Here is a 22,048-nt window from a genome sequence, read left to right as displayed (position 1 = left end):
ATACAACATGGAGAAGGGGGGAGAGATGGAACAAGAAGAAAAAACGCTATCCGAAAAGATCCGCGATTACATCGATAGTCGCAAACAGGATCGGTTAGACAAGTTCGATAAAGACACACAAAAAGGCGTGCAAGCGGCATCGGCAGAAAACGTCGCCGCTTACGAAATGGAACGTGCGGCCTTGAGAGTGAGTGAAGAGGATCGCTTTAAGCCAGTAAATTGGCTCAGCGATGCCGCCAATCGAGCGAAGCAATTACAGTTAGTTACCCATGCGCTTAAGTTCACGCATTCCGATGCCAAAGGGACAAGTCTGTTTGCTCAGAGAAAGCCCTCACCAGAGTTGCCATTTATTTCCACATCAGCTTTAGAAAGTCCAAGAATTGATGTGGTAGGCAATGCGGCCGCGTTGGACGTGGGCAAGTTACTCTTGCTTGAGCAGAACGATGGCAAATTGCTGGTTAACTTTATCCAGCAGGACGATATGTCGCCTTTTGAATCGTTCGCACAATCCAAAGAGCAATTAGTGGACTGGCTAGCGGGCTTTAAGTTAGCCGTGACGGCTAAAGATCCAAGCTCTCATAAATTGGGTAAACAGCTGTATTGGCCGATTGACGGCGATTATCACCTGCTTTTGCCGCTTTATGCTACCTCGCTTTCCCAAGAACTCTTTGAGCGCGTACAGCATGCGCGCTTCTCAGAAGAGCAAAAAGAAGCGCGGGCAGCACGTCGAGGTGAGAAAGAGTCAGAATTTGCCACGATCGAATTTCAAAATATCGCCGTGCAAGCTTTTGGCGGGACGAAACCACAGAACATCAGCCAACTTAACTCTGGCCGTGGTGGCCGCTCTTTCTTATTAAGCAGCGCACCACCAACGTGGCAAAGCCAAGAAAACCCCCCGTTAAAAGTAAAATCTATTTTCCGTGGGCCGTTCTCTCGCAAGGTGTATGGGCACCTTATTGGTTTGAAAAAATTCTTAGTTGCCAATTTGAATAAGCGCAGTGTTTGGGAAATACGAGCGGAAAGAGCGCGTCGTATTGATGGCATTGTCGATCAGCTAGTCGCTTATGGTGCTGGCGTTCGCACTTTTCCTGCGGGTTGGTCTTCTCATCTAGATTGTCATTTGCCACTGCATCAAAAGCTTTGGTTAGACCCAAATCGACGAGCATTTGATAAAGTGTTTGAAGACGAGTTTGATAAAAAAGAGTGGCAAGGTTTAGTTGCCGCCGACTTCTCTCGCTTTTTAAATGCCGAACTAGAGAAAAACGCCGATATTGCCACGGGCGATGTTGAATTTGTGCAATGGAAAGTGCTCACCGCTCAAGAGCTTAGGCTAGTGCAAGACGACGTAAAGGGAGCCTTCTAATGGATAAATTACTTGTAATTAGACACCTCAATGTCGAAGGGGCCAATGCCATTGCCGGTTTAACGTGGGGTTTTCCTGCCATGACCAGCTTTTTGGGGTTAACTCACGCCTTGCAAAGAAAAGTCCAAGCCCGTGTTTCTGATAGATTAACACTGACAGGTTGTGCGGTGATTTGCCACGCCAGCCAAGTGCAGTCTCATAGCAACAACATGAGTCGAGAAAACTATTTTGCACTGACTCGTAATCCTCTTACGAAAGATGGAAGTACCGCGCCTTTTAATGAAGAAGGCAAAATGCGCATGGATGTGACGCTTCTGATTGCACTATCTGGCCCGACGCCACCATCGGTTGAGGACGAACTTGCTGAATGTATCGAAGACGCTTTGGCGGCATCAAGAGTTGCTGGTGGCACAGTGCAGAGTATCGGCAGTGTTGAACTTATCAAGGATATTAGCTCAATAAATCGGGAGCCAGCCACACGAAAATCTTTCTTACGAAAATTGCTTCCTGGGTTTGCTTTAGTCAGTCGTGATGATGTGCTTAAAGACCATATAGAAAAAACACAAAAAGCACCGTTAGATGCATTTTTAGATTTTAGTACTCGAAAAATGTCCTCTAAGCCAAAGGGCGACAAGGCTGAATGGACCGTGGATAGATTGGATTACACCGGTTGGCTCAAGCCTATCGTGGTTGGCTATCAGGGAATATCCGATTTGTACGAAGCGGGCCAAGTGGGGAACGTGCGAGATCGTTCTTGTCCTGTGCAATTTGTTGAATCGATTTACTCTCTGGGCCAATGGATCAGCCCACATCGAATAGACGATTTGAAGCACCTTTTTTGGCATCAAGAATACCAAGCAGACAACGCGCTTTACCTTTGTAAAAACGATTATCAACCAGAAACCCCCATTTTGTTAAACAACGAAACAAACCAAACCATTGAGGAGAAATAGCATGGCAGCAGTAAAAACCGCATCCGTATTGGCATTCGAACGTAAACTGGCAAATTCAGATGGTTTGTTGTTCGCAGGGAATTGGGCTAAGCCAGACGGTGAATGGAAACCGATAGCGTTACAAGAAAAATCAGTACGAGGTACTATTTCCAATCGCCAAAAAAACGTCATTCTAAATGATCCGGCTAAGCTAGACCAAGAAGTGAACAAGGCGAACCTACAAAAAGTCGATAACGCCGCTTTGCCATTTGACAGCGACACATTAAAAGTCGTGTTTAGTTTACGAGTATTGGGCGACCTAGCAACGCCTTCTGCGTGTAACAGCCCAGACTATCAAGCCGTATTGAGTAGCACGATTCAGTCTTATATTGAAGAGCAGTCTTTTGCCGTATTGGCGCATCGTTATGCTTCTAACATTGCTAATGGCCGCTTTCTATGGCGTAACCGTGTTGGTGCGGAAGACATCTCTATTCGTGTGACGCAAAAAAATAAAGAAGGTAACTCGACGTGGGTTTTCAACGGGTACGACCTAGCGCTTCGGGATTTTGATTACCAAAGTGATGATTTAAAAGCCTTTGCTGACCAAATTCAAAAAGGTCTGACCAGCGATACGTTTACCTACTTCCAAGTTGAAGCCTTTGTAAAACTGGGTGAAGGGCAAGAAGTCTTTCCGTCTCAAGAGCTTGTTTTGGATGGTAATTCGCGCAAGAGCAAGGTGTTGTATCACGTAGACGGCACCGCCGCTTTACATTCGCAAAAAATCGGCAATGCCATTCGCACAGTCGACACTTGGTATCAAGGCTCCGAAGAGATTGGTCCTATTTCTGCCGAACCGTTTGGCTCTGTTACTAGTCGTGGTAAAGCCTACCGTAGCAACAAAGATGACTTTTATACTTTGTTTGATAAATGGATGGAAAAAGGTCAAGCGCCAGAAACAGAGCAACAACATTACGTTATTGCGAACTTGATTCGTGGTGGCGTGTTTGGCGGAAAATCGGACGCGTAAAGGAGAGGTTATGGACTACTATCTGGACATTACCATTTTGGAAGACCCAGAGTTTACTAAGCCTATCTTGATGAATGCGCTGTTCAGCAAACTGCATCGAGCCCTGGTGGAAGTCTCTCAAAATGACATTGGCGTGAGCTTTCCAAACGCCACCAAAAAAAGCTTGGGAGACAAACTCCGTTTACATGGCTTACAAGGTCGTTTAGAAGAACTTGAAGCCTTACCATGGCGGCGTGGTTTAGGGGACTTCACCTCAGTCACCAAGGTAACTCAAATTCCAAGTACCAATGAGTTTTGCCTTGTTAAGCGAGTTCACGTGAAAAGCAACGCTGACCAGCTGCGTCGCCGAGCAATGAAACGCCATGACCTCACTTACGAAGAAGCGGTGAAACGTATTCCCAAAGAAGCTGAAAAGCAATCGGAACTGCCTTTTGTCAGAATCAAAAGCAAATCAACAGGGGATCAACAGTTTCCATTGTTTATTAAGCAAACCATAACCGCATCAAAAGACGAGGCGGCGAACTTCTCCAAATACGGATTAAGCGCCATCAGTACCTTGCCTTGGTTTTAACCCTTTTTTTCGACCTAATGCCAAGCCCTTATAAATAGGGGCTTGGCATTTCTTGTTTGAAAAAGGGTATTTTTCCCCAAAAGATACAAAGTTCTTTAACAATCAGATACTTAATGCTAATTTTCTCTACTTCACCGCCGAACAGGCGGCTTAGAAACGATTCCAGCAAATGACTATTTAGACATTCCTCTTCACCGCCGAACAGGCGGCTTAGAAAAATAAGATGAGGGCGCAAATAATTCTACCATCCTTCACCGCCGAACAGGCGGCTTAGAAATACTTTGTACTTACGCCCGTCTCTGCCAGCGCCTTCACCGCCGAACAGGCGGCTTAGAAAAGCTGCGGGAACAACTGGCACTGACGCAGCAGCTTCACCGCCGAACAGGCGGCTTAGAAATACGTGAATACACCTGCTCAACTCGTAAAGGCCTTCACCGCCGAACAGGCGGCTTAGAAAAACAATAAATACAGTTTGCTCATTGATAGGAACTTCACCGCCGAACAGGCGGCTTAGAAAAGAAATGTCAAACGCTCTTGTAATTTCGTCTTCTTCACCGCCGAACAGGCGGCTTAGAAAAACATGATACAAACATGGCTCGACTGTACGGTCTTCACCGCCGAACAGGCGGCTTAGAAACAAAGGACAGAAAACGCATGTATTAAGACACACTTCACCGCCGAACAGGCGGCTTAGAAAATTCATAGTCAGCGCCCAAAATTGCCGCTTTGCTTCACCGCCGAACAGGCGGCTTAGAAAATAGTGTTTCGGGGACTACAGCACCCTTCCATCTTCACCGCCGAACAGGCGGCTTAGAAACGTTGGGTTTCCGTCTTTGTCTTTTGATGACACTTCACCGCCGAACAGGCGGCTTAGAAATTGGCTGAATTGTCTGAAAAGTGTGTGTCCAACTTCACCGCCGAACAGGCGGCTTAGAAATGAGTTAGTGCCCTAGTTTTCTCTGCTGCATCCTTCACCGCCGAACAGGCGGCTTAGAAAAGTATTGCTAATACCCGTCCAACCCGCATCAGCTTCACCGCCGAACAGGCGGCTTAGAAATGTAAGGTCGTTCCAGTACGGCATATTGATTGCTTCACCGCCGAACAGGCGGCTTAGAAAATGTTGGAAATGTATACAGATGATGACGCAACCTTCACCGCCGAACAGGCGGCTTAGAAAAAGATGTCAGGCGATGTATTCATCGATGGTCACTTCACCGCCGAACAGGCGGCTTAGAAAGCAATCGATGTAGAATTTTTCTGGGAGAGAATCTTCACCGCCGAACAGGCGGCTTAGAAAGTGGGCAATTTGCGCCATGTGATGACGGGCATCTTCACCGCCGAACAGGCGGCTTAGAAAACCTACGCGCACTTTGATGAGATCTCAAGCATCTTCACCGCCGAACAGGCGGCTTAGAAACAGCGGCACTTTGAACGGCCGCTGCTATCACTCTTCACCGCCGAACAGGCGGCTTAGAAATAAATTACCTGTTGCTGTAAATACGTTCATTACTTCACCGCCGAACAGGCGGCTTAGAAAGCAAAACTTATTGCTTCTTGAAGTGGACTATTCTTCACCGCCGAACAGGCGGCTTAGAAACTCTATTAAGCCGCCAACATCCGAATCAAAAACTTCACCGCCGAACAGGCGGCTTAGAAAATCGGGCGTGAATTTGTGGGAGTACCTGTTTACTTCACCGCCGAACAGGCGGCTTAGAAATCTATTAATTGAGCGTCTGGGAGTTGCCCCGTCTTCACCGCCGAACAGGCGGCTTAGAAAAAGACTGCCCAAACTTATAGCAAAACCACCAACTTCACCGCCGAACAGGCGGCTTAGAAAAGCGGCTGGTTTCCTTGGTCTGACGTTGTCATCTTCACCGCCGAACAGGCGGCTTAGAAAGCTGCTATTACTGTATTGCTGTCGAGAATAGACTTCACCGCCGAACAGGCGGCTTAGAAAGATCCCGTTGCGGTGTCTGGCATTGCCGATCCCTTCACCGCCGAACAGGCGGCTTAGAAATCACCTAGCTCGGTCGTTTCCGAGGATCTCTTCTTCACCGCCGAACAGGCGGCTTAGAAAAATCTGGCGGCGATCCGTATACAGCGTTTGGACTTCACCGCCGAACAGGCGGCTTAGAAATGATCGGCCGCGTCGGTTACGCTAGTAGCCGCCTTCACCGCCGAACAGGCGGCTTAGAAAAATGACCGAGGCAGGATTTAGAGCTCTAGTAGCTTCACCGCCGAACAGGCGGCTTAGAAAAATTGGATTGATTTTAGGATAGGGGCTAATATCTTCACCGCCGAACAGGCGGCTTAGAAATTTGCTATCTAATGCCGTCGCTATCGTCAGAGCTTCACCGCCGAACAGGCGGCTTAGAAAGAGAAAACTTATCTTAGCCGCGAACAAATAATCTTCACCGCCGAACAGGCGGCTTAGAAAATTGTAAACCGCATTTATTGCCATTATTTCTTCTTCACCGCCGAACAGGCGGCTTAGAAAATCAGCGCAAAATGGTTGGGCGTCAGCGTGTTCTTCACCGCCGAACAGGCGGCTTAGAAAAAGAGGAATGTTAAATTCAACACCGTCGTAATCTTCACCGCCGAACAGGCGGCTTAGAAATGACGCTGGCGGGTTCTACATTGATGAGGGGTCTTCACCGCCGAACAGGCGGCTTAGAAAGTCTTTTTCTTCGTAAAGTGGTTTAAGTGATTCTTCACCGCCGAACAGGCGGCTTAGAAAACAAACCCTTTTAAGAAGGGCGAACATTATAACTTCACCGCCGAACAGGCGGCTTAGAAACGTTCATGAGTCGATTAATTTCGATTCTCTTACTTCACCGCCGAACAGGCGGCTTAGAAAAAGTGATGGCAGGAGAGCGAACGGGAAAGAAACTTCACCGCCGAACAGGCGGCTTAGAAAGTAGCCTTTGTTACCCTTTGACACATCGATCCCTTCACCGCCGAACAGGCGGCTTAGAAAAATAGCTCTTGGCTTGCTTCATCAACACCAATCTTCACCGCCGAACAGGCGGCTTAGAAAGTGGGTATTTATCGGAAAGCGTTTTTAGTACACTTCACCGCCGAACAGGCGGCTTAGAAAATCGGGCGTGAATTTGTGGGAGTACCTGTTTACTTCACCGCCGAACAGGCGGCTTAGAAATGATCAGATTTGTATATATGGCAACCAGATATCTTCACCGCCGAACAGGCGGCTTAGAAAAATGACCGAGGCAGGATTTAGAGCTCTAGTAGCTTCACCGCCGAACAGGCGGCTTAGAAATTTTGGGATAACCCAACTATCAACAAGGGTTGCTTCACCGCCGAACAGGCGGCTTAGAAACGCGCCATTGGCTCGTATGGCTACTACATTCAGCTTCACCGCCGAACAGGCGGCTTAGAAACGAACGACGCCTTTTTGTCCGCATTGCCCAACCTTCACCGCCGAACAGGCGGCTTAGAAAATACATGCCTCGAAGGCTGTCGCATTCTTTCGCTTCACCGCCGAACAGGCGGCTTAGAAAAGTAGCGCCCTCCGTTGCGTCTTTTAGCGCCTCTTCACCGCCGAACAGGCGGCTTAGAAACACAACGCTCGTAATGCTTTTGAAAGTTCTGTCTTCACCGCCGAACAGGCGGCTTAGAAATCCATCGCTTCACTCAACGCGCCGAATTCCGTCTTCACCGCCGAACAGGCGGCTTAGAAAACTCATAGAATGTCAGCGTCATGTAATGGAGACTTCACCGCCGAACAGGCGGCTTAGAAAAACACAATTGAATCAAAAGTCAGCTTAAATCACTTCACCGCCGAACAGGCGGCTTAGAAAAAACAAAGTAACGCTAATGTATTACCAATTTACTTCACCGCCGAACAGGCGGCTTAGAAAATACAATAGACACGCTAAAACCCGTTCATGAGTCTTCACCGCCGAACAGGCGGCTTAGAAAAACAGCATATTGCATTAGAGTGAGTCCAGATGCTTCACCGCCGAACAGGCGGCTTAGAAATGTTTGAGCTACTTCTTTAGTAACACTGACAGCTTCACCGCCGAACAGGCGGCTTAGAAACGCCAGCACAAGAGCTTTTGTTCCTGCGTCCGCTTCACCGCCGAACAGGCGGCTTAGAAATATCGCGGTGCAGTCGAACTCACACTCTTCACCTTCACCGCCGAACAGGCGGCTTAGAAAATTTACAAACGCTTCTAGCTTTACAATGGCTTCTTCACCGCCGAACAGGCGGCTTAGAAATCGGATATACGGTTAATGCGCTTTCTAGTGTCCTTCACCGCCGAACAGGCGGCTTAGAAAACATGACGCAACCACGCCATAGTGGTTCCTTTCTCCACCGCCGAACAGGCGGCTTAGAAACAAAATGACCGCCTTTTACTTGGGCGCATATCCTCCACCGCCGAACAGGCGGCTTAGAAAAAACGCGCGAAAGTCGCATAAGGAGCCAGCATCTCCACCGCCGAACAGGCGGCTTAGAAAAATGGCTAGAACATCAAAAGACACTAAAACACCTCCACCGCCGAACAGGCGGCTTAGAAACCTGAGAATGCGGCTTTCGTTGCTACATCTTGCTCCACCGCCGAACAGGCGGCTTAGAAAAGCCGTCACAACCGATTCAGATCAAATTGATACTCCACCGCCGAACAGGCGGCTTAGAAACAAAATCAAAAAACTTACTGACTCTTGATCCTGCTCCACCGCCGAACAGGCGGCTTAGAAATAGAAACTAAGGGGCTAATGCAGCCCCTTGTACTCCACCGCCGAACAGGCGGCTTAGAAAGCGAATCGTAACAAGACCAAAGCGGTCTTTTGCTCCACCGCCGAACAGGCGGCTTAGAAATTCGTCGTGTTTGTCACATGAAGCCTCGAAGACTCCACCGCCGAACAGGCGGCTTAGAAACAGACCATTCATCATTTACACCGTGCAATATTTCTCCACCGCCGAACAGGCGGCTTAGAAATGCGAAAATGGGCGCGCTTGACCCGCTCAATTCTCCACCGCCGAACAGGCGGCTTAGAAATGAATGTCAGTTATTGATTTCGCAAAGAGCGCCTCCACCGCCGAACAGGCGGCTTAGAAATCCTAAAATCTCGCCAATTCTGGTTTCCACATCTCCACCGCCGAACAGGCGGCTTAGAAAGTCCACATACTCGTAATAAACTGGGTCTTCTTCTCCACCGCCGAACAGGCGGCTTAGAAAAGAGGAATCAGCGCCGCCGCGCCAGCTTCTATCTCCACCGCCGAACAGGCGGCTTAGAAATTGCCACTCCTGAACAGCTTTGCGCGCTCTACCTCCACCGCCGAACAGGCGGCTTAGAAAAGCTCGCGTATGCAATTATCATCGCTTGCAGACTCCACCGCCGAACAGGCGGCTTAGAAAAGTCCGGCGGCGATCCGTATACGGCCTTCGGACTCCACCGCCGAACAGGCGGCTTAGAAACTGAGCTTGATTCAGTACCGCACTGACGGCTTCTCCACCGCCGAACAGGCGGCTTAGAAATTAATCAGCATTACGCTAACATCGCCTGTAAACTCCACCGCCGAACAGGCGGCTTAGAAAGCGAAGCTGCAAGTTGCCATGGCAGCCCTAAATCTCCACCGCCGAACAGGCGGCTTAGAAAGCAAAATAAACTACACAGACAACCCACGATTCCTCCACCGCCGAACAGGCGGCTTAGAAACAAACTGATAGCGAACCCGCCAATCGCAGCAACTCCACCGCCGAACAGGCGGCTTAGAAAATTCATCAGTATTATATGTAGCTGTCGTACTCCTCCACCGCCGAACAGGCGGCTTAGAAACAAAGGACAGAAAACGCATGTATTAAGACACACTCCACCGCCGAACAGGCGGCTTAGAAAACCCCCAACAACGTCATTGCCGCCAGCTTCGGCTCCACCGCCGAACAGGCGGCTTAGAAAAACACGGCGCCATGGGTATAATGCCATTAACTCTCCACCGCCGAACAGGCGGCTTAGAAAGTGGGTTTATTACGTTCTGATGAAACCATGCGCTCCACCGCCGAACAGGCGGCTTAGAAAAACAGCATAACTATCACCTGATGACCATTCATCTCCACCGCCGAACAGGCGGCTTAGAAAGCTTTGATTCAAAACGCCTTGCGCCATGTTATCTCCACCGCCGAACAGGCGGCTTAGAAAAACAGCATTTTGTATTAGAGTGAGTCCAGATGCTCCATCGCCGAACAGGCGGCTTAGAAAAAAGAGCAGGCAGACGATCTTTATAGCTTGTCCTCCACCGCCGAACAGGCGGCTTAGAAAAGTATTAGAGCGCCACGCCATAACCTCAGCGTCTCCACCGCCGAACAGGCGGCTTAGAAAGTCAAGCTGGCAATTTGGATCTAAACAATGACCTCCACCGCCGAACAGGCGGCTTAGAAAAATGTGTTGTGAGTAATTAGCGTGTAGGTTTTCTCCACCGCCGAACAGGCGGCTTAGAAACATGATAGAGCGCGTCATTTGTTTTGCTTGGCCTCCACCGCCGAACAGGCGGCTTAGAAATCACGGCTACACAAGGTTTCATAATCTGAATACTCCACCGCCGAACAGGCGGCTTAGAAAACTCTTTCTCGCTCGATAGTAAAAATAATTTACTCCACCGCCGAACAGGCGGCTTAGAAATAGGCGCTCGTCTATGCTCGCCCTTCCATTAACTCCACCGCCGAACAGGCGGCTTAGAAATTCGGCACGAAACAAAATTAAGCACCTTAGAGCTCCACCGCCGAACAGGCGGCTTAGAAACGAAAAAATGTTTCATCCGATTTTAGCCGCTACTCCACCGCCGAACAGGCGGCTTAGAAACAACGCCAACAGACACCACTGTTTTCCAGTCACTCCACCGCCGAACAGGCGGCTTAGAAATTCCGCACCAGCTCCGCTGCCGCCTTCACCTTCTCCACCGCCGAACAGGCGGCTTAGAAAATGCGCCGCGACGTCAAACGGCTCACATGGTACTCCACCGCCGAACAGGCGGCTTAGAAACACTAACAACCGCAGAACGTGACGCTATTAAGCTCCACCGCCGAACAGGCGGCTTAGAAAAACAACAGGAACCCCGTTCCCTCTATTACCTTCTCCACCGCCGAACAGGCGGCTTAGAAAAACCAAGCGAACGGCGCGGAACGTCAAAAATACTCCACCGCCGAACAGGCGGCTTAGAAAAGCTCCCGCACAACAAGAAAAACCCACTCAGACTCCACCGCCGAACAGGCGGCTTAGAAATTATCAAGTTTTGCGATCTTATCCGCTCGTCTCTCCACCGCCGAACAGGCGGCTTAGAAAAGAGGGTACGCCATTTACAAAAGCCTCGTTATCTCCACCGCCGAACAGGCGGCTTAGAAAAGAATGGTGGACTCGACAGGCGAAAAAGCAATCTCCACCGCCGAACAGGCGGCTTAGAAAACAACAGGTGAATCAACACCCGTCGGCATATCCTCCACCGCCGAACAGGCGGCTTAGAAAAGTAACACCAACATAGAGCAATTAGGTCAAGCCTCCACCGCCGAACAGGCGGCTTAGAAAAAAAAACCGAAACGGGAAGCAGGTAGTGGTTCCTCCACCGCCGAACAGGCGGCTTAGAAATATGGAAAGGATGGTTTGTTATAGGTAAATACCTCCACCGCCGAACAGGCGGCTTAGAAAAACCACGCTTTGATTGATTGACTGTCCCAGACCTCCACCGCCGAACAGGCGGCTTAGAAAGTCTACATTTCAAATATGGTTATTGGTCACGCCTCCACCGCCGAACAGGCGGCTTAGAAAGGCCTTTTTTTTAATGCGTTTTTCTTCTGGCTCTCCACCGCCGAACAGGCGGCTTAGAAAAAGTAAGGCCGTCCGGTTTAAATAAGTGGCGTCTCCACCGCCGAACAGGCGGCTTAGAAAAACCACCTTTTCTATCAAAGACCGATTTATATCTCCACCGCCGAACAGGCGGCTTAGAAATTATCCGCTTTCTCGATTTTATCCGCACGTCTCTTCACCGCCGAACAGGCGGCTTAGAAATAGTAGCTTTAACAATTGCAACGGCACTAGATTTTCACCGCCGAACAGGCGGCTTAGAAAAGAAAAACTTGGTCACGACTTTCCAAAGAAATCTTCACCGCCGAATACGCGGCTTAGAAACACGGCGCTGCCCATGCGACAAATGCGGGGGAGTTCACCGCCGAATAGGCGGCTTAGAAATGAGTACAAAGCAAAAATTGCTGCGTAATATGCTTCACCGCCGAATACGCGGCTTAGAAAGACGGGTTACGCCTATATTGGTCAACGAATTAGTTCGCCGCCGAGCACGCGGCTTAGAAAACAAGAAAAACGGCTGCTGATTCGATTATCGAGTTCGCCACCGAGCACGCGGCTTAGTTTCAATAGATTCCCGCCTTCGAGGTTGTCGCTAAAGGTAGTCGGCGAAGGTTGGATAAGTTTTGTAGGCCTGATGAGGGAGGTACGACCGTGATCAGGCGTGTGACAGATTGCTTCTTCGCCCTCAATTAATTCCACCTTAAATTGGTTGATTTATATGGTTTTTTGTATGGAATTATTAGCTAATCGGCTCTTTTTTTAAAGGTAATGCCGTGAGGGTATTGGTATGCATCACGTACGTTTTCAACCGTTATGTATACCGTTAACCGTCAGATCACACCTTCGTTCCTCGGTTCATCTGACCTACAAAATCGACGGAAGTCGTTTAGCGACACTCTCCTTCGCGGGAATGACGGTAAGGGACGCGAGAGCGGTGAATGGGATGCTTCACCGCCGAATACGCGGCTTAGAAAAAACGCAGTATGGAATGCGGTGGATGATCGAGTGATGCGCAAGGTAGCCTCTCCGTTAGGCTTGATCTTGCATGCATGGGATGAAGTGTGCGGCTCTTTGAGTCAGAGTGCGTATTTCTTTAAAGACCTTCGCGAGCAAGGCATCGAGCTGTACTCCTATGATCTAAGGGAATTACCCGCGCCGGGGCGATTATCAGCTGAAGAGCAGCTAAAAGTAGCAAGTGATTACTTTTTGCGTGGATTTGAAAATGCATTTGGATTTTTAGACCAATGAAATATGCCATGAATGACAAAATGCTACGTCATGTGGCATTCGAACTGCATCAAGCCACGGAACATTTCTTTTCCTGTGTTGCTGGTGCATACCAATTAGTTACCCCGAACTCATAATATTCTGTAATTGCGTTCTCTCTGTGTGCAGATTGATCCTGCCTTTGCCACCATCTTCCCGAAAAATTGCAAACGCCCACGTCGTGCGACTCAGCGCCTTAAACGTGCCTACGTCGAAGCCGGCTACTCCATGCACTACGAAATCACCGAAGAAGAATTGGACTGGCTGAGCTCCGAAGTGGAAAAACTCCAAGCCCTCACCAAACAATCTTGCGAGGCCAAACTAGAGCAACTAAAACAAGCGTCAGGCGCTGAGTAAGGGTGGTGCATGTTAGGTTCAGTGTGCTTGATCTACACTTTCTTGCTTATTATTTACGATACTTTATTAATGCAAATTTGTCTCACTGTGTATACTGAATGACCACAATTAAACGGACTTGAGACTAAAGATGCTAAATTTCTCTTTTAAACTCAATAATGAGCCAATGAGTTATCTTGTTGTAACAGAGTCTCGAAAAGCCTTCCCTGCCTTTTCTGGTTTAGAAACAAATGTTAATAAGCTTATCGCGGCGTGCGTGCCCGATTTAGGCCCAATTTCACCGGGAACGTATTACATAGTAGATCGAGAATCAGGAGGCAGCCTCGGGTGGCTTTATGACTTGATTGCTCAAAAGGATGATTGGTTTGCTCTTTATGCAGAGGATGACAACATTGATGACGAGACCTTTTGTGAAGCGGTTAAGCGTGGGCAGTTTCGTTTACATCCCAAAGTAGGGAGGGGGATTAGTAAGGGGTGTATCACCATTGATAAATAGAGTGATTTTAACCTTATTCGCTCCATGCTTTTGGATACAACCTTAGAACAAATTCCTGAAACAGATATGAAAACCTACGGCAAAGTGATTGTTTCATGAAAAAAGTCAGCTTATTTTTGGTTTGGATTGTCTGCGCAACGTTGCTATACGCGTTCTTTTGGTCGAGAAACCTCGACTACTTCCCAGAATTCCCCGAATGGGTAGGGAGATTGGTCAGAGAGATGCTACCTGCCGATACGGCGGTTGAAGACATAACAGTTTATTATCTGCTGATCCTGTCTTTTCTTATCGTGTCGGTGGTTTCTTTATTAGTTGTGGCGTGGTTTAAACTGGTGAAATCGAATTCCAGCATGAAGAAATCATCGAAGAATAACTAACTGCCTTAAAAAGTTAGTAGGGTATTTCCCTTTTGTTGGAAGTTGAATCAACTTTATAAATCAATGAGTTAGTTTTCTTTCAAAAACTAAAAAACAGCAAAAATCTTGGTGAATTTTTCTGCAAGGAAGTTTTTTTTATAAAACAATCGTCTACACTAAGACCGTTCCCCACACACGTGGGGATTAACCGCCGAATAGGCGGCTTAGAAAGAAGCCAACAACACGTACGTTTCAACCGTTATATATACCGTTAACCGTCAGATCACATCTTCGTTCCTCGGTTCATCTGACCTACAAAATCGACGGAAGTCGTTCGCCGCCGGGCACGCGGCTTAGCAAAGAAGCCAACAACACGTACGTTTTCAACCGTTATGTATACCGTTAACCGTCAGATCACACCTTCGTACCTCGGTTCATCTGACCTACAAAATCGACGAAATTCGTTTAGCGACACTCTCCTTCGCGGGGATGACGGTAAGGGACGCGAGAGCGGTGAATGGGATGGTTCACCGCCGTATAGGCTTAGAGATTTTTAAACCCATCGAATTCGATGGGTTAGTGTTTGGCGTAAAGGCCGCTGTGGCAGGTTACGGTCGTGCCTCCCTCATGCTGCCCTACGTTTTTTTACCATCCAATGGGTTGAGCTTGGTGTTTACACCAAGTCAAACAGTAGGGCTTTGACGCGTTGCTCGCTTAGTCTTTCGAAGTTAATTTCTGATACGTTTTCTATTTTCGCCCCGTCGCCTTGACCTATGGTGATGCCGTTACTTAGCGATAGCTCTCCTTCAATGACATGTACATAGTAATGGCGGTTGTTGTCTGCTTGCCATGTTGCTTGTTGTTCATCCTCTAGGATGAGTTGGATTAGCTGCATGTCTTGTTTAATGTGCAGTGTGCCATTTTTGCCATCTGGTGTGATGATGATGGTGAAGCCTTGTTCTTGGCTAAACGCTTGTTGTTGGTAGCTTGGTTGCCCACCAAGTTGATTTGGCTGTATCCAAATTTGCAAAAATTTAAGCATGTCTTTTTTAGAGGCATTAAATTCGCTGTGGTAAACGCCTTTGCCAGCCGACATGAGTTGGTATTCGCCAGCGGGCAGTTCTTTTATGTTTCCTGTGCTGTCTTTATGGGCGATGTTACCTTCTAACACTAGGCTAAGAATTTCCATGTCTTTGTGACCGTGAGTTTCAAAACCTGCGCCGGGTGTGACGGTATCGTCGTTGATGACGCGTAGGTGTGAGAAGCCCATGTGTTGAGAGTCGTAGTAGCTGCCAAAGGAAAAGGTATGGTGGCTGTTTAACCAGCCAAAGTTTGCTTGTCCACGGTCTTGAGCGTTGCGAATAGTGATCATAATGCTTCTCCTAAATTGGCCGCAAGCGACGGTGGCTTACGGTGAATAAGGCAAGTGTAGATGGCAATAAAAAGAAAGAAAATCGGAAGCTTTTGAGTTAGTATTTCAAAAAAATTGAACAAAGGTTGGTGTATGGCGTACGCGGTGACATTAGAAGCATTACGAGTGTTGGAAGCAATCCATCAATTAGGCAGTTTTGCCGCTGCCGCCGACGCTCTGTTTAAAGTGCCGTCTGCATTGACTTATACGGTGAAGAAGCTGGAAGAAGATTTAGGCGTTGCTCTATTTGATCGATCGCGCCAAAAATCGGTATTAACGCCAGCGGGTCATTTGGTATTGGAGCAAGGCAGAGCGATCTTAGAAGCGGCGATGCGGTTAGAGGATTCAATCAAGCAATTTGAGTCAGGCTGGGAACCTAAGCTAAGAATCGCGCGCGATACAGTGTTATTAGAGTCGCCTTTGATGTCGGTCGTTGGTGATTTTTTATTGCAGAATAGACCGGTTGAGTTGAGTTTGTCAGAAGAAGCGGTTGGCGGTGGTTGGGACGCATTACAAGACGATAGAGCCGATTTAGTGATTGGTGTGACAGGCGAGTTACCCAAAGGCAATGTGCATATTCGTGCGATTGGCGAGTTGGAGTTTGTCTTTGCTGTGTCACCGACGCACCCTCTGGCGTTGACCGAGGGGACGATTACAGCGCCGCAGTTGCGTCAATATCCGGCGATTGTGGTCGCAGATAGTTCAAAAATTTTGCCGGCTCGTAATAGTGGTATTTTTGAGAGTCGTCAGGTGCTCAGGGTGGACACGATGCGCAGTAAAATTGAGGCTCAATGTTTGGGCTTTGGGGTTGGTTATTTGCCTAAACATCGTATTGTGGATGAGCTAAATTCTGGTCGCTTGGTGTTGCGCCAGTGTGCGTTGCCAAGGCCAAATCAGATGGCGTATTTAGCGTGGCGTAAGGACAGCCCTGGTCGTGGGTTATCGTGGTTTGTGGAACAGCTGATTAAGCAAGATTGGCAGTTGATTCCCGTTTCAGTGTGATGCTTTATTCTTTTCGGTAATCCCTGTCATTGTATTTTAAGGAGTATGTGTGTTTTCTCTCTCACTTTCTGTATTACCTGTTTTTTTGCTTTTGGTGGCGGGTGCTGTCTGCCAGCGTTGGCGTTTTCCGATGGAAGGTTTTTGGTCTGGTGTCGATAAGCTGTCGTATTGGGTGTTGTTTCCCGCTTTGTTGTTTAATAAAACGTCACAGATTGATTTTACGAATCCGATGTTGCCTAAGTATGCGTTTATTCTTTTGTTTGCGTTGATGGTGACGGCTTTGTTTGTGTTCATTACCACTTGGCTAATGAAGGTGGTTGCGCCAACGGCGTCGTCTATGTTGCAAGCCGGAGTGCGCTTTAATACTTTTATTGTGTTGGCATTGGCGGGCAGTGTGTACGGTGATGATGGCTTGGTATTGGCGGCGTTGGGGGCGTCTGTATTGATCCCTTCTATTAATGTGTTTTTGGTGGTGTCTATGGTGCTGATGCATGGACCGTCCTCTGCGGATGGTACGTCTTCAGTTTCGTTACCGCGTTTGGTCAGCGGCGCTTTGATTCGTAACCCTTTGATTGTGTCGATTCTTCTTGGTAGTGGTTTGAATTTGCTTGGTTTAACACCGATTATTTTGGTGTCGGATGTGGTGGGGATGTTGTCTCAGGCTGCGTTGCCTTTGGTTTTGTTGGCGGTGGGGGCGAGTGTACGTTTAGAGGCGATTCGTTCTGTTGGCATGACGTTTGTGATGTCTTCTGTGGCTCGTTTTATCGTTTTTCCTTTGGTGATTGGCGTGATGTGCTGGTGGTTGGATGTTCGAGGCTTGCCAGCGTTGGTGGCGGTGTTATTTGGGGTGGTGCCAACGGCGACGTCGGCGTACGCGCTGGCCCGTCAATTGGGCGGTGATGCAGACCGAATGGCGGCATATATTACGATGCAAACCTTGTTGTCAATTTTGACGCTACCGATCAGTATTTGGTTAAGTCTGATGTATTTGAATTGAAGATAAAAAACACCAGTGATTGTGCACTGGTGTTTTTATGCTCTATTTTTGTGCGTTTTTTACGCTTCTGTTGGGTCTTTGTAGATATTCTGGTAGCAGTAGTTGGTGGCTTCAACAAAGCCGTCTACGCTGCCACAGTCAAAGCGTTTACCTTTGAATTTGTACGCCAACACACAACCTTCTTTTGCTTGTTGCAAAATGGCGTCGGTGATTTGAACTTCACCGTTACGGCCTGCTGGCGTATTACGGATTTTGTCAAAGATATCAGGGGTTAATATGTATCGCCCGATAATGGCAAGATTCGATGGTGCTTCTTCTTTCGATGGTTTTTCTACCATGTCCGTTACACGGTAAAGGCCGTCCACCATGGATTCGCCTTTTATGACGCCGTATTTGTGAACTTCGTCTTCAGGTACTTCTTCAATTGCCACAATGGTGCAACGGAATTGGTTATAAAGTTTAACCATTTGCGCCATTACGCCGTCGTCTTCACCGAAGCATAGGTCGTCTGCCAGTACAACACCAAAGGCTTCATCACCAATAAGTGGCTCGCCTGTCAGAATTGCATGACCAAGGCCTAACATGTTGTTTTGACGAGTAAAAGAAAAGTTAACGTTATCGATTAGGTAACGAATTTCATCTAGGTATTTTTCTTTATTGGTGCCAGCGATTTGATGCTCAAGCTCGTAGCTGATATCGAAATGGTCAGCAATGGCACGTTTACCACGACCGGTAACAAAAGTAACGTTGTCCAAACCGGCTTTGACCGCTTCTTCTACCCCGTATTGAACCAAAGGTTTGTTCACGATAGGAAGCATTTCTTTGGGCATGGATTTTGTGGCGGGCAAAAAACGTGTGCCATAACCAGCAACGGGGAATAGACATTTGCGAATCATAATTTTTCCTTAAAAATGGCTTTGTTAAATGGCGGTCCAAAAAAGTACGACGTAGCCAGCCTGTTTAGGTAGAGGGTTTCATTATAAAACATCTCGTGTGACAGTGATTACCACCTTTGTTAACCGATCCAATACAGGAGAGTTAAGTTTGTACCAATGCCAATAAAGTGGCAAGGCTAGGCGCTTGTTTGGAAGCAAGGATACCAGTTTCTTGCTTTTTATTTTCTCTTTAATCTGAACACTAGGAATTAAAGCACAGACTGTGCCACCCATTACCAACTCAACAAAGCCATGTGAGGAGGGATACCAGTGGCTGTTTCTCAAATCCGCTTTGGTTTTTAGGCATTCGTCCTGATAGCGGGTCCAGAGTTCGTCGTGTTCGTCATAAATTAGAGCGGGTGATTGTAAGATGGATTCCGCACTCAAATCTCCTTTTAAATACTCTTCAATAAACCCTGGCGTCGCCACCAACTCATAATTCATATAGCCGAGGAACACGGAGCCGCCTCCAGCAACAGGTGTGCCTATTTGACTCAAACACGCAACCACTTGCCCTGTTTGCAATAAGGCACGAGTTTGGTTTTGATCGGCGGCTTTGATATGCAGCTTGGTAGAATCTGTTGCAGAAAACTGACTGACTACTTCGGTAAACCAAGTGGCTAGCGCGTCGTTGTTGACCGCAATGCTGATGGGTTGAGTTGCCTGATTACCTTGAATGGCCTCTTTTAAGCCTTCTTCGAGCATAGTGACCTTGTTGAAATGTGCTAGCAGTTGTTCGCCAAGCGGTGTGGCAACGACAGGTCTTGCACGAATAAGCAAAGGACGGCCGCATTCTTGTTCGAGACGTTTGATGTTCTGCGATACCGCAGATTGCGTGAGGTTTAAAAATTGAGCTGCTTTGTCGAAACTTTGAAACTTCAAAACCGCATGCAAACTGGTCAGTGCTTTATAATCTAGCATTACGTCTTTTTTTCATAAGAAAATCTAATGTAGTTTTAGTTTAATTAATTTTAATTTAATGTTTGCCTGCCGTAAGATCAAGTTCTATTTAAAAGACAGAGTTGAGACAAGGCATGTTGGCATTTCTAAGTGGTGCGATTACGGGCGGTGGTTTGATTGTGGCGGTGGGCGCACAGAACAGCTTTTTATTAGAGCAAGCGTTGAAGCGGCATTATGCGTTTCCCATTGCCTTACTGTTTATTGTGAGTGATGCCTTATCCATTGCGCTTGGTGCGTTTGGATTAGGGTTAATTTTACAGAGTCACGACTGGCTATTATCGTTTTCTCGCTGGGCTGGCGTGGCTTTTTTGGTTTGGTTTGCTTATGGAAAATTACGAGCGTCTTTTCAAGAAGAGCATTTGATTTTAGAACAGTTCAGTAAACGTCTTGCGTTGTGGCCACTTTTTTTAATGGGTTTCGCTGTGACTTGGCTCAATCCGCATTTTTACTTAGATACTATGATCTTAATGGGCAGCTTGGCGAATCAATGGCAAGGCGCTAAATGGGAGTTCGTGTTTGGTGGTGTGTTTGCTTCTATGGTGTGGTTCTTAACGTTGGCGTTGGTTGGAAAGCTCTGTGCTAAATGGTTAGAAAAAGCGGCATTTTGGCGTTGGTTTAACCGTATTAATGCGATTTTGGTGTTGAGTATTGCGCTTAAAATTGCAACACAACCCTTGTCATGAATAAGGGTTGTGTTGGCTGATTAGATTGAATGCCTTTCAGCAGAACGTCATTATAGTTTGATTTCCACCTCGTGGCTTTTTTCGTCGTGTGGCGTTGACGAATCTGCCTCGGTAAGCATCTCTGCGGTCGCCACGGAAGACACGGTGAGCGCCACTGGTATTTGATCCCCTTGGTCTTCGATCACCATGGCAGGCTGGTAGTTGATTCGATACAACGCCACCATCGCTACGGATGCATTGAGCGCCGCAACAAACCAAAATAAAGCATCGAAGCGAATCGTATCCATGAGTGCCGCGGCGGCAAGCGGGCCAATCATGCCGCCGACACCATTCAGTAGGATCATACCGCTACTGGCAGAAAGAATTTGCTCAGGACGCAATTGGTCGTTCATGTGAGAAGACGCCAAAGAATACATAGGGAAAGTAAATGCCCCCACAGCAAACATGCCTATCATCATTAATACTTGACTATTAAGACTGCCGCCAAGCGGAACGATAAATGCCGATATGGCGCCAACAATACTCACCCAAAGAATGGTTACTCGACGATCTTGGCGGTCCGAAAGTTTGCCTATCGGCCATTGCAACATCATACCACCGACGTAACTGGCACCGATAAAAAGTGAGATTTCGGCGATGTTCATGCCGATGCTCTTGGCATAGAGAGCGCCTAGGCCCAGCAAGGCCCCCGAGGTCACACCCGCTATGGTCACGCCCGTAACACCGAGCGGCGCGGTTTTCATTAATCCAAGGATATTGAGTTTTTCAGGGACATTAATCGTCGGCGATGGTGTACGCACCAGCAATAATGGCACCAGCGCCAACGAGATAAGTACAGACGTCAAGATAAACAGACCATAACCACTAGGCGGAGAGAGGTTTAGTAAGAATTGGCCTAACGTTTGACTGGCCCAAATCTCGATAATATAAATAGAAAATAAACGACCACGGGTTTTATTGGTGGCAATGTCGTTTAGCCAGCTTTCGGTGACAATAAACAAACCGGCATAACACAAACCTGTGCCCATTCGCATTAACATCCAGAACCATGGATTGACCACAACAGACTGCATAAGAATGGTGATAGAAGCCAAGGACGCAACGGCGGCAAACACCCGAATATGACCCACATTCTTGACCCAATTCGGCACCAAAAGGGAGCCGATAATAAAACCAAGATAGTAGGCGGACATGATTAAACCTGTCGCCGTCGTATTAAAGGATTCGATTGACGCACGAATACCTATTAACGAGCTTTGTAAGGCACTGGCCATGGTTAAGATGGCAATACCAAAGAGCAGACTCCAGATGGGAAACAGGGTTTGCTTTAACATTCATTGTCCTTTTTACGCGAGTGAGCTGGTTATGTATTTTAAATAAGGTTATGTGGTAAAAGATAAATTATCTAATGGGTTTGGTTGATCATTATTTCGGCAGACTATACCGATTGAATTTTTGAATGCAATCACTAATCGAGACTTAAAAAAGAGCAAATAAAAACACCATTTTTAGGGTGCAATGGAGTCTCTATATCGGCGGTTAAAAAGTGTTAAATTATGACCTAGTTTAGCGCTTTTAACCGAGGCACTGTAATAAGGAATTCTTTCCTTATGGTGATGAATGTCAAGGTTGTTGTTTTAATTATAGTCAGTAATTTACTCAAGAGCAGGCTTTTACTGCTCGAGAGGCGCTAGAACAAAGCGATATTTAATCTACCCCCTGATGAAATGGGTAGTGGTTTTTTTGAGAAGGTGAATTTTTTGATTCACCTATGTTTATCTCGCTCAATGATTGCATAGAGTATGGTAATAATAAAAAAGGCAAACCTTTGCAGATTCGCCTTTTTGTCTTTTATGATACGAACGGATTTGTTC

General features: G+C 47.4%; 16 protein-coding genes and 1 CRISPR repeat array. Of the genes, 12 read left to right on the top strand and 4 right to left on the bottom strand.

Annotated features, from left to right (window positions below):
- Positions 1–25: 25 nt before the first annotated feature.
- The 9 genes from csy1 (at position 26) to M3I01_RS13075 (ending at position 14,207) form a co-directional block, all read left to right on the top strand.
- Complete coding sequence (csy1, locus tag M3I01_RS13115; RefSeq protein ID WP_275565117.1) at positions 26–1,363, top strand: type I-F CRISPR-associated protein Csy1; 1,338 nt, start codon at positions 26–28, stop codon at positions 1,361–1,363.
- A complete protein-coding gene (gene csy2, locus M3I01_RS13110) occupies positions 1,363–2,316 on the top strand; it encodes a type I-F CRISPR-associated protein Csy2 (RefSeq protein WP_255896329.1) in 954 nt (317 codons plus the stop codon). The genes csy1 and csy2 overlap by 1 nt, the downstream gene beginning before the upstream one ends.
- A 1-nt stretch (position 2,317) precedes the next feature.
- Positions 2,318–3,322: a type I-F CRISPR-associated protein Csy3 gene (csy3, locus tag M3I01_RS13105; protein WP_255896328.1), complete on the top strand. Its 1,005-nt coding sequence runs from the start codon at positions 2,318–2,320 to the stop codon at positions 3,320–3,322.
- A gap of 10 nt (positions 3,323–3,332) precedes the next feature.
- Positions 3,333–3,893, top strand: a complete 561-nt coding sequence (gene cas6f / locus M3I01_RS13100) for a type I-F CRISPR-associated endoribonuclease Cas6/Csy4 (protein WP_255896327.1) — start codon at positions 3,333–3,335, stop codon at positions 3,891–3,893.
- A gap of 129 nt (positions 3,894–4,022) precedes the next feature.
- A CRISPR array of direct repeats spans positions 4,023–12,215; the repeat unit is 28 nt; unit sequence CTTCACCGCCGAACAGGCGGCTTAGAAA.
- Between the two features lie 283 nt (positions 12,216–12,498).
- A complete protein-coding gene (locus M3I01_RS13095; RefSeq protein WP_275565116.1) occupies positions 12,499–12,720 on the top strand; it encodes a hypothetical protein in 222 nt (73 codons plus the stop codon).
- On the top strand, positions 12,717–12,959 hold the full coding sequence (locus M3I01_RS13090) for a hypothetical protein (protein WP_275565115.1): 243 nt from the start codon (positions 12,717–12,719) through the stop codon (positions 12,957–12,959). Before M3I01_RS13095 ends, M3I01_RS13090 begins: the two co-directional genes overlap by 4 nt.
- A gap of 126 nt (positions 12,960–13,085) precedes the next feature.
- On the top strand, positions 13,086–13,334 hold the full coding sequence (locus tag M3I01_RS13085; RefSeq protein ID WP_255896325.1) for a hypothetical protein: 249 nt from the start codon (positions 13,086–13,088) through the stop codon (positions 13,332–13,334).
- A gap of 130 nt (positions 13,335–13,464) precedes the next feature.
- Positions 13,465–13,830 carry a DUF2778 domain-containing protein gene (locus tag M3I01_RS13080; RefSeq protein ID WP_255896324.1) on the top strand — a complete coding sequence of 122 codons (366 nt, stop codon included), beginning with the start codon at positions 13,465–13,467 and terminating at the stop codon, positions 13,828–13,830.
- 95 nt (positions 13,831–13,925) lie between these two features.
- A complete protein-coding gene (locus tag M3I01_RS13075; RefSeq protein ID WP_255896323.1) occupies positions 13,926–14,207 on the top strand; it encodes a hypothetical protein in 282 nt (93 codons plus the stop codon).
- Between the two features lie 652 nt (positions 14,208–14,859).
- Here M3I01_RS13075 and M3I01_RS13070 read toward each other — a convergent pair.
- Positions 14,860–15,558, bottom strand: a complete 699-nt coding sequence (locus M3I01_RS13070) for a pirin family protein (protein ID WP_255896322.1) — start codon at positions 15,556–15,558, stop codon at positions 14,860–14,862.
- Positions 15,559–15,690: 132 nt separating this feature from the next.
- Here M3I01_RS13070 and M3I01_RS13065 point away from each other — a divergent pair, with 132 nt between their 5' ends.
- Together M3I01_RS13065 and M3I01_RS13060 are read left to right on the top strand one after the other, a co-directional pair.
- On the top strand, positions 15,691–16,599 hold the full coding sequence (locus tag M3I01_RS13065) for a LysR substrate-binding domain-containing protein (protein ID WP_255896320.1): 909 nt from the start codon (positions 15,691–15,693) through the stop codon (positions 16,597–16,599).
- A gap of 49 nt (positions 16,600–16,648) precedes the next feature.
- The gene (locus tag M3I01_RS13060) at positions 16,649–17,596 is read left to right on the top strand and encodes an AEC family transporter (RefSeq protein WP_255896319.1); all 948 of its coding nucleotides are present in this window, start codon (positions 16,649–16,651) and stop codon (positions 17,594–17,596) included.
- Positions 17,597–17,655: 59 nt separating this feature from the next.
- On the opposite strand, the gene galU is transcribed toward M3I01_RS13060, so the two are convergent.
- The gene (galU, locus tag M3I01_RS13055) at positions 17,656–18,492 is read right to left on the bottom strand and encodes a UTP--glucose-1-phosphate uridylyltransferase GalU (protein ID WP_255896318.1); all 837 of its coding nucleotides are present in this window, start codon (positions 18,490–18,492) and stop codon (positions 17,656–17,658) included.
- Positions 18,493–18,573: 81 nt separating this feature from the next.
- Entirely contained in the window at positions 18,574–19,452 is an 879-nt protein-coding gene (locus tag M3I01_RS13050) for an ArgP/LysG family DNA-binding transcriptional regulator (RefSeq protein WP_255896317.1), read from the bottom strand.
- Positions 19,453–19,565: 113 nt separating this feature from the next.
- Between M3I01_RS13050 and M3I01_RS13045 the strand changes: the two genes are divergently transcribed.
- Positions 19,566–20,174 carry a LysE/ArgO family amino acid transporter gene (locus M3I01_RS13045; RefSeq protein ID WP_255896316.1) on the top strand — a complete coding sequence of 203 codons (609 nt, stop codon included), beginning with the start codon at positions 19,566–19,568 and terminating at the stop codon, positions 20,172–20,174.
- A 50-nt stretch (positions 20,175–20,224) separates the two neighbouring features.
- Here the strand turns inward: M3I01_RS13045 and M3I01_RS13040 are convergent, their stop codons facing one another.
- Positions 20,225–21,508: an MFS transporter gene (locus M3I01_RS13040; protein ID WP_255896315.1), complete on the bottom strand. Its 1,284-nt coding sequence runs from the start codon at positions 21,506–21,508 to the stop codon at positions 20,225–20,227.
- Between the last annotated feature and the right edge of the window lie 540 nt (positions 21,509–22,048).

The organism is Marinomonas maritima (genome assembly GCF_024435075.2).
GTDB lineage: Bacteria > Pseudomonadota > Gammaproteobacteria > Pseudomonadales > Marinomonadaceae > Marinomonas > Marinomonas maritima.
This window is presented reverse-complemented; position numbering and strand designations above follow the sequence as displayed.

Bases quoted from the DNA above. Each gene is read 5' to 3' on its own strand.
- csy2 (WP_255896329.1), top strand. From the start codon at position 1,363: ATGGATAAATTACTTGTAATTAGACACCTCAATGTCGAAGGGGCCAAT.
- M3I01_RS13050 (WP_255896317.1), bottom strand. From the start codon at position 19,452: ATGCTAGATTATAAAGCACTGACCAGTTTGCATGCGGTTTTGAAGTTT.
- M3I01_RS13075 (WP_255896323.1), top strand. From the start codon at position 13,926: ATGAAAAAAGTCAGCTTATTTTTGGTTTGGATTGTCTGCGCAACGTTG.
- csy3 (WP_255896328.1), top strand. From the start codon at position 2,318: ATGGCAGCAGTAAAAACCGCATCCGTATTGGCATTCGAACGTAAACTG.
- cas6f (WP_255896327.1), top strand. From the start codon at position 3,333: ATGGACTACTATCTGGACATTACCATTTTGGAAGACCCAGAGTTTACT.
- M3I01_RS13070 (WP_255896322.1), bottom strand. From the start codon at position 15,558: ATGATCACTATTCGCAACGCTCAAGACCGTGGACAAGCAAACTTTGGC.
- M3I01_RS13095 (WP_275565116.1), top strand. From the start codon at position 12,499: ATGCATCACGTACGTTTTCAACCGTTATGTATACCGTTAACCGTCAGA.
- galU (WP_255896318.1), bottom strand. From the start codon at position 18,492: ATGATTCGCAAATGTCTATTCCCCGTTGCTGGTTATGGCACACGTTTT.
- M3I01_RS13080 (WP_255896324.1), top strand. From the start codon at position 13,465: ATGCTAAATTTCTCTTTTAAACTCAATAATGAGCCAATGAGTTATCTT.
- M3I01_RS13040 (WP_255896315.1), bottom strand. From the start codon at position 21,508: ATGTTAAAGCAAACCCTGTTTCCCATCTGGAGTCTGCTCTTTGGTATT.
- csy1 (WP_275565117.1), top strand. From the start codon at position 26: ATGGAACAAGAAGAAAAAACGCTATCCGAAAAGATCCGCGATTACATC.
- M3I01_RS13065 (WP_255896320.1), top strand. From the start codon at position 15,691: ATGGCGTACGCGGTGACATTAGAAGCATTACGAGTGTTGGAAGCAATC.
- M3I01_RS13045 (WP_255896316.1), top strand. From the start codon at position 19,566: ATGTTGGCATTTCTAAGTGGTGCGATTACGGGCGGTGGTTTGATTGTG.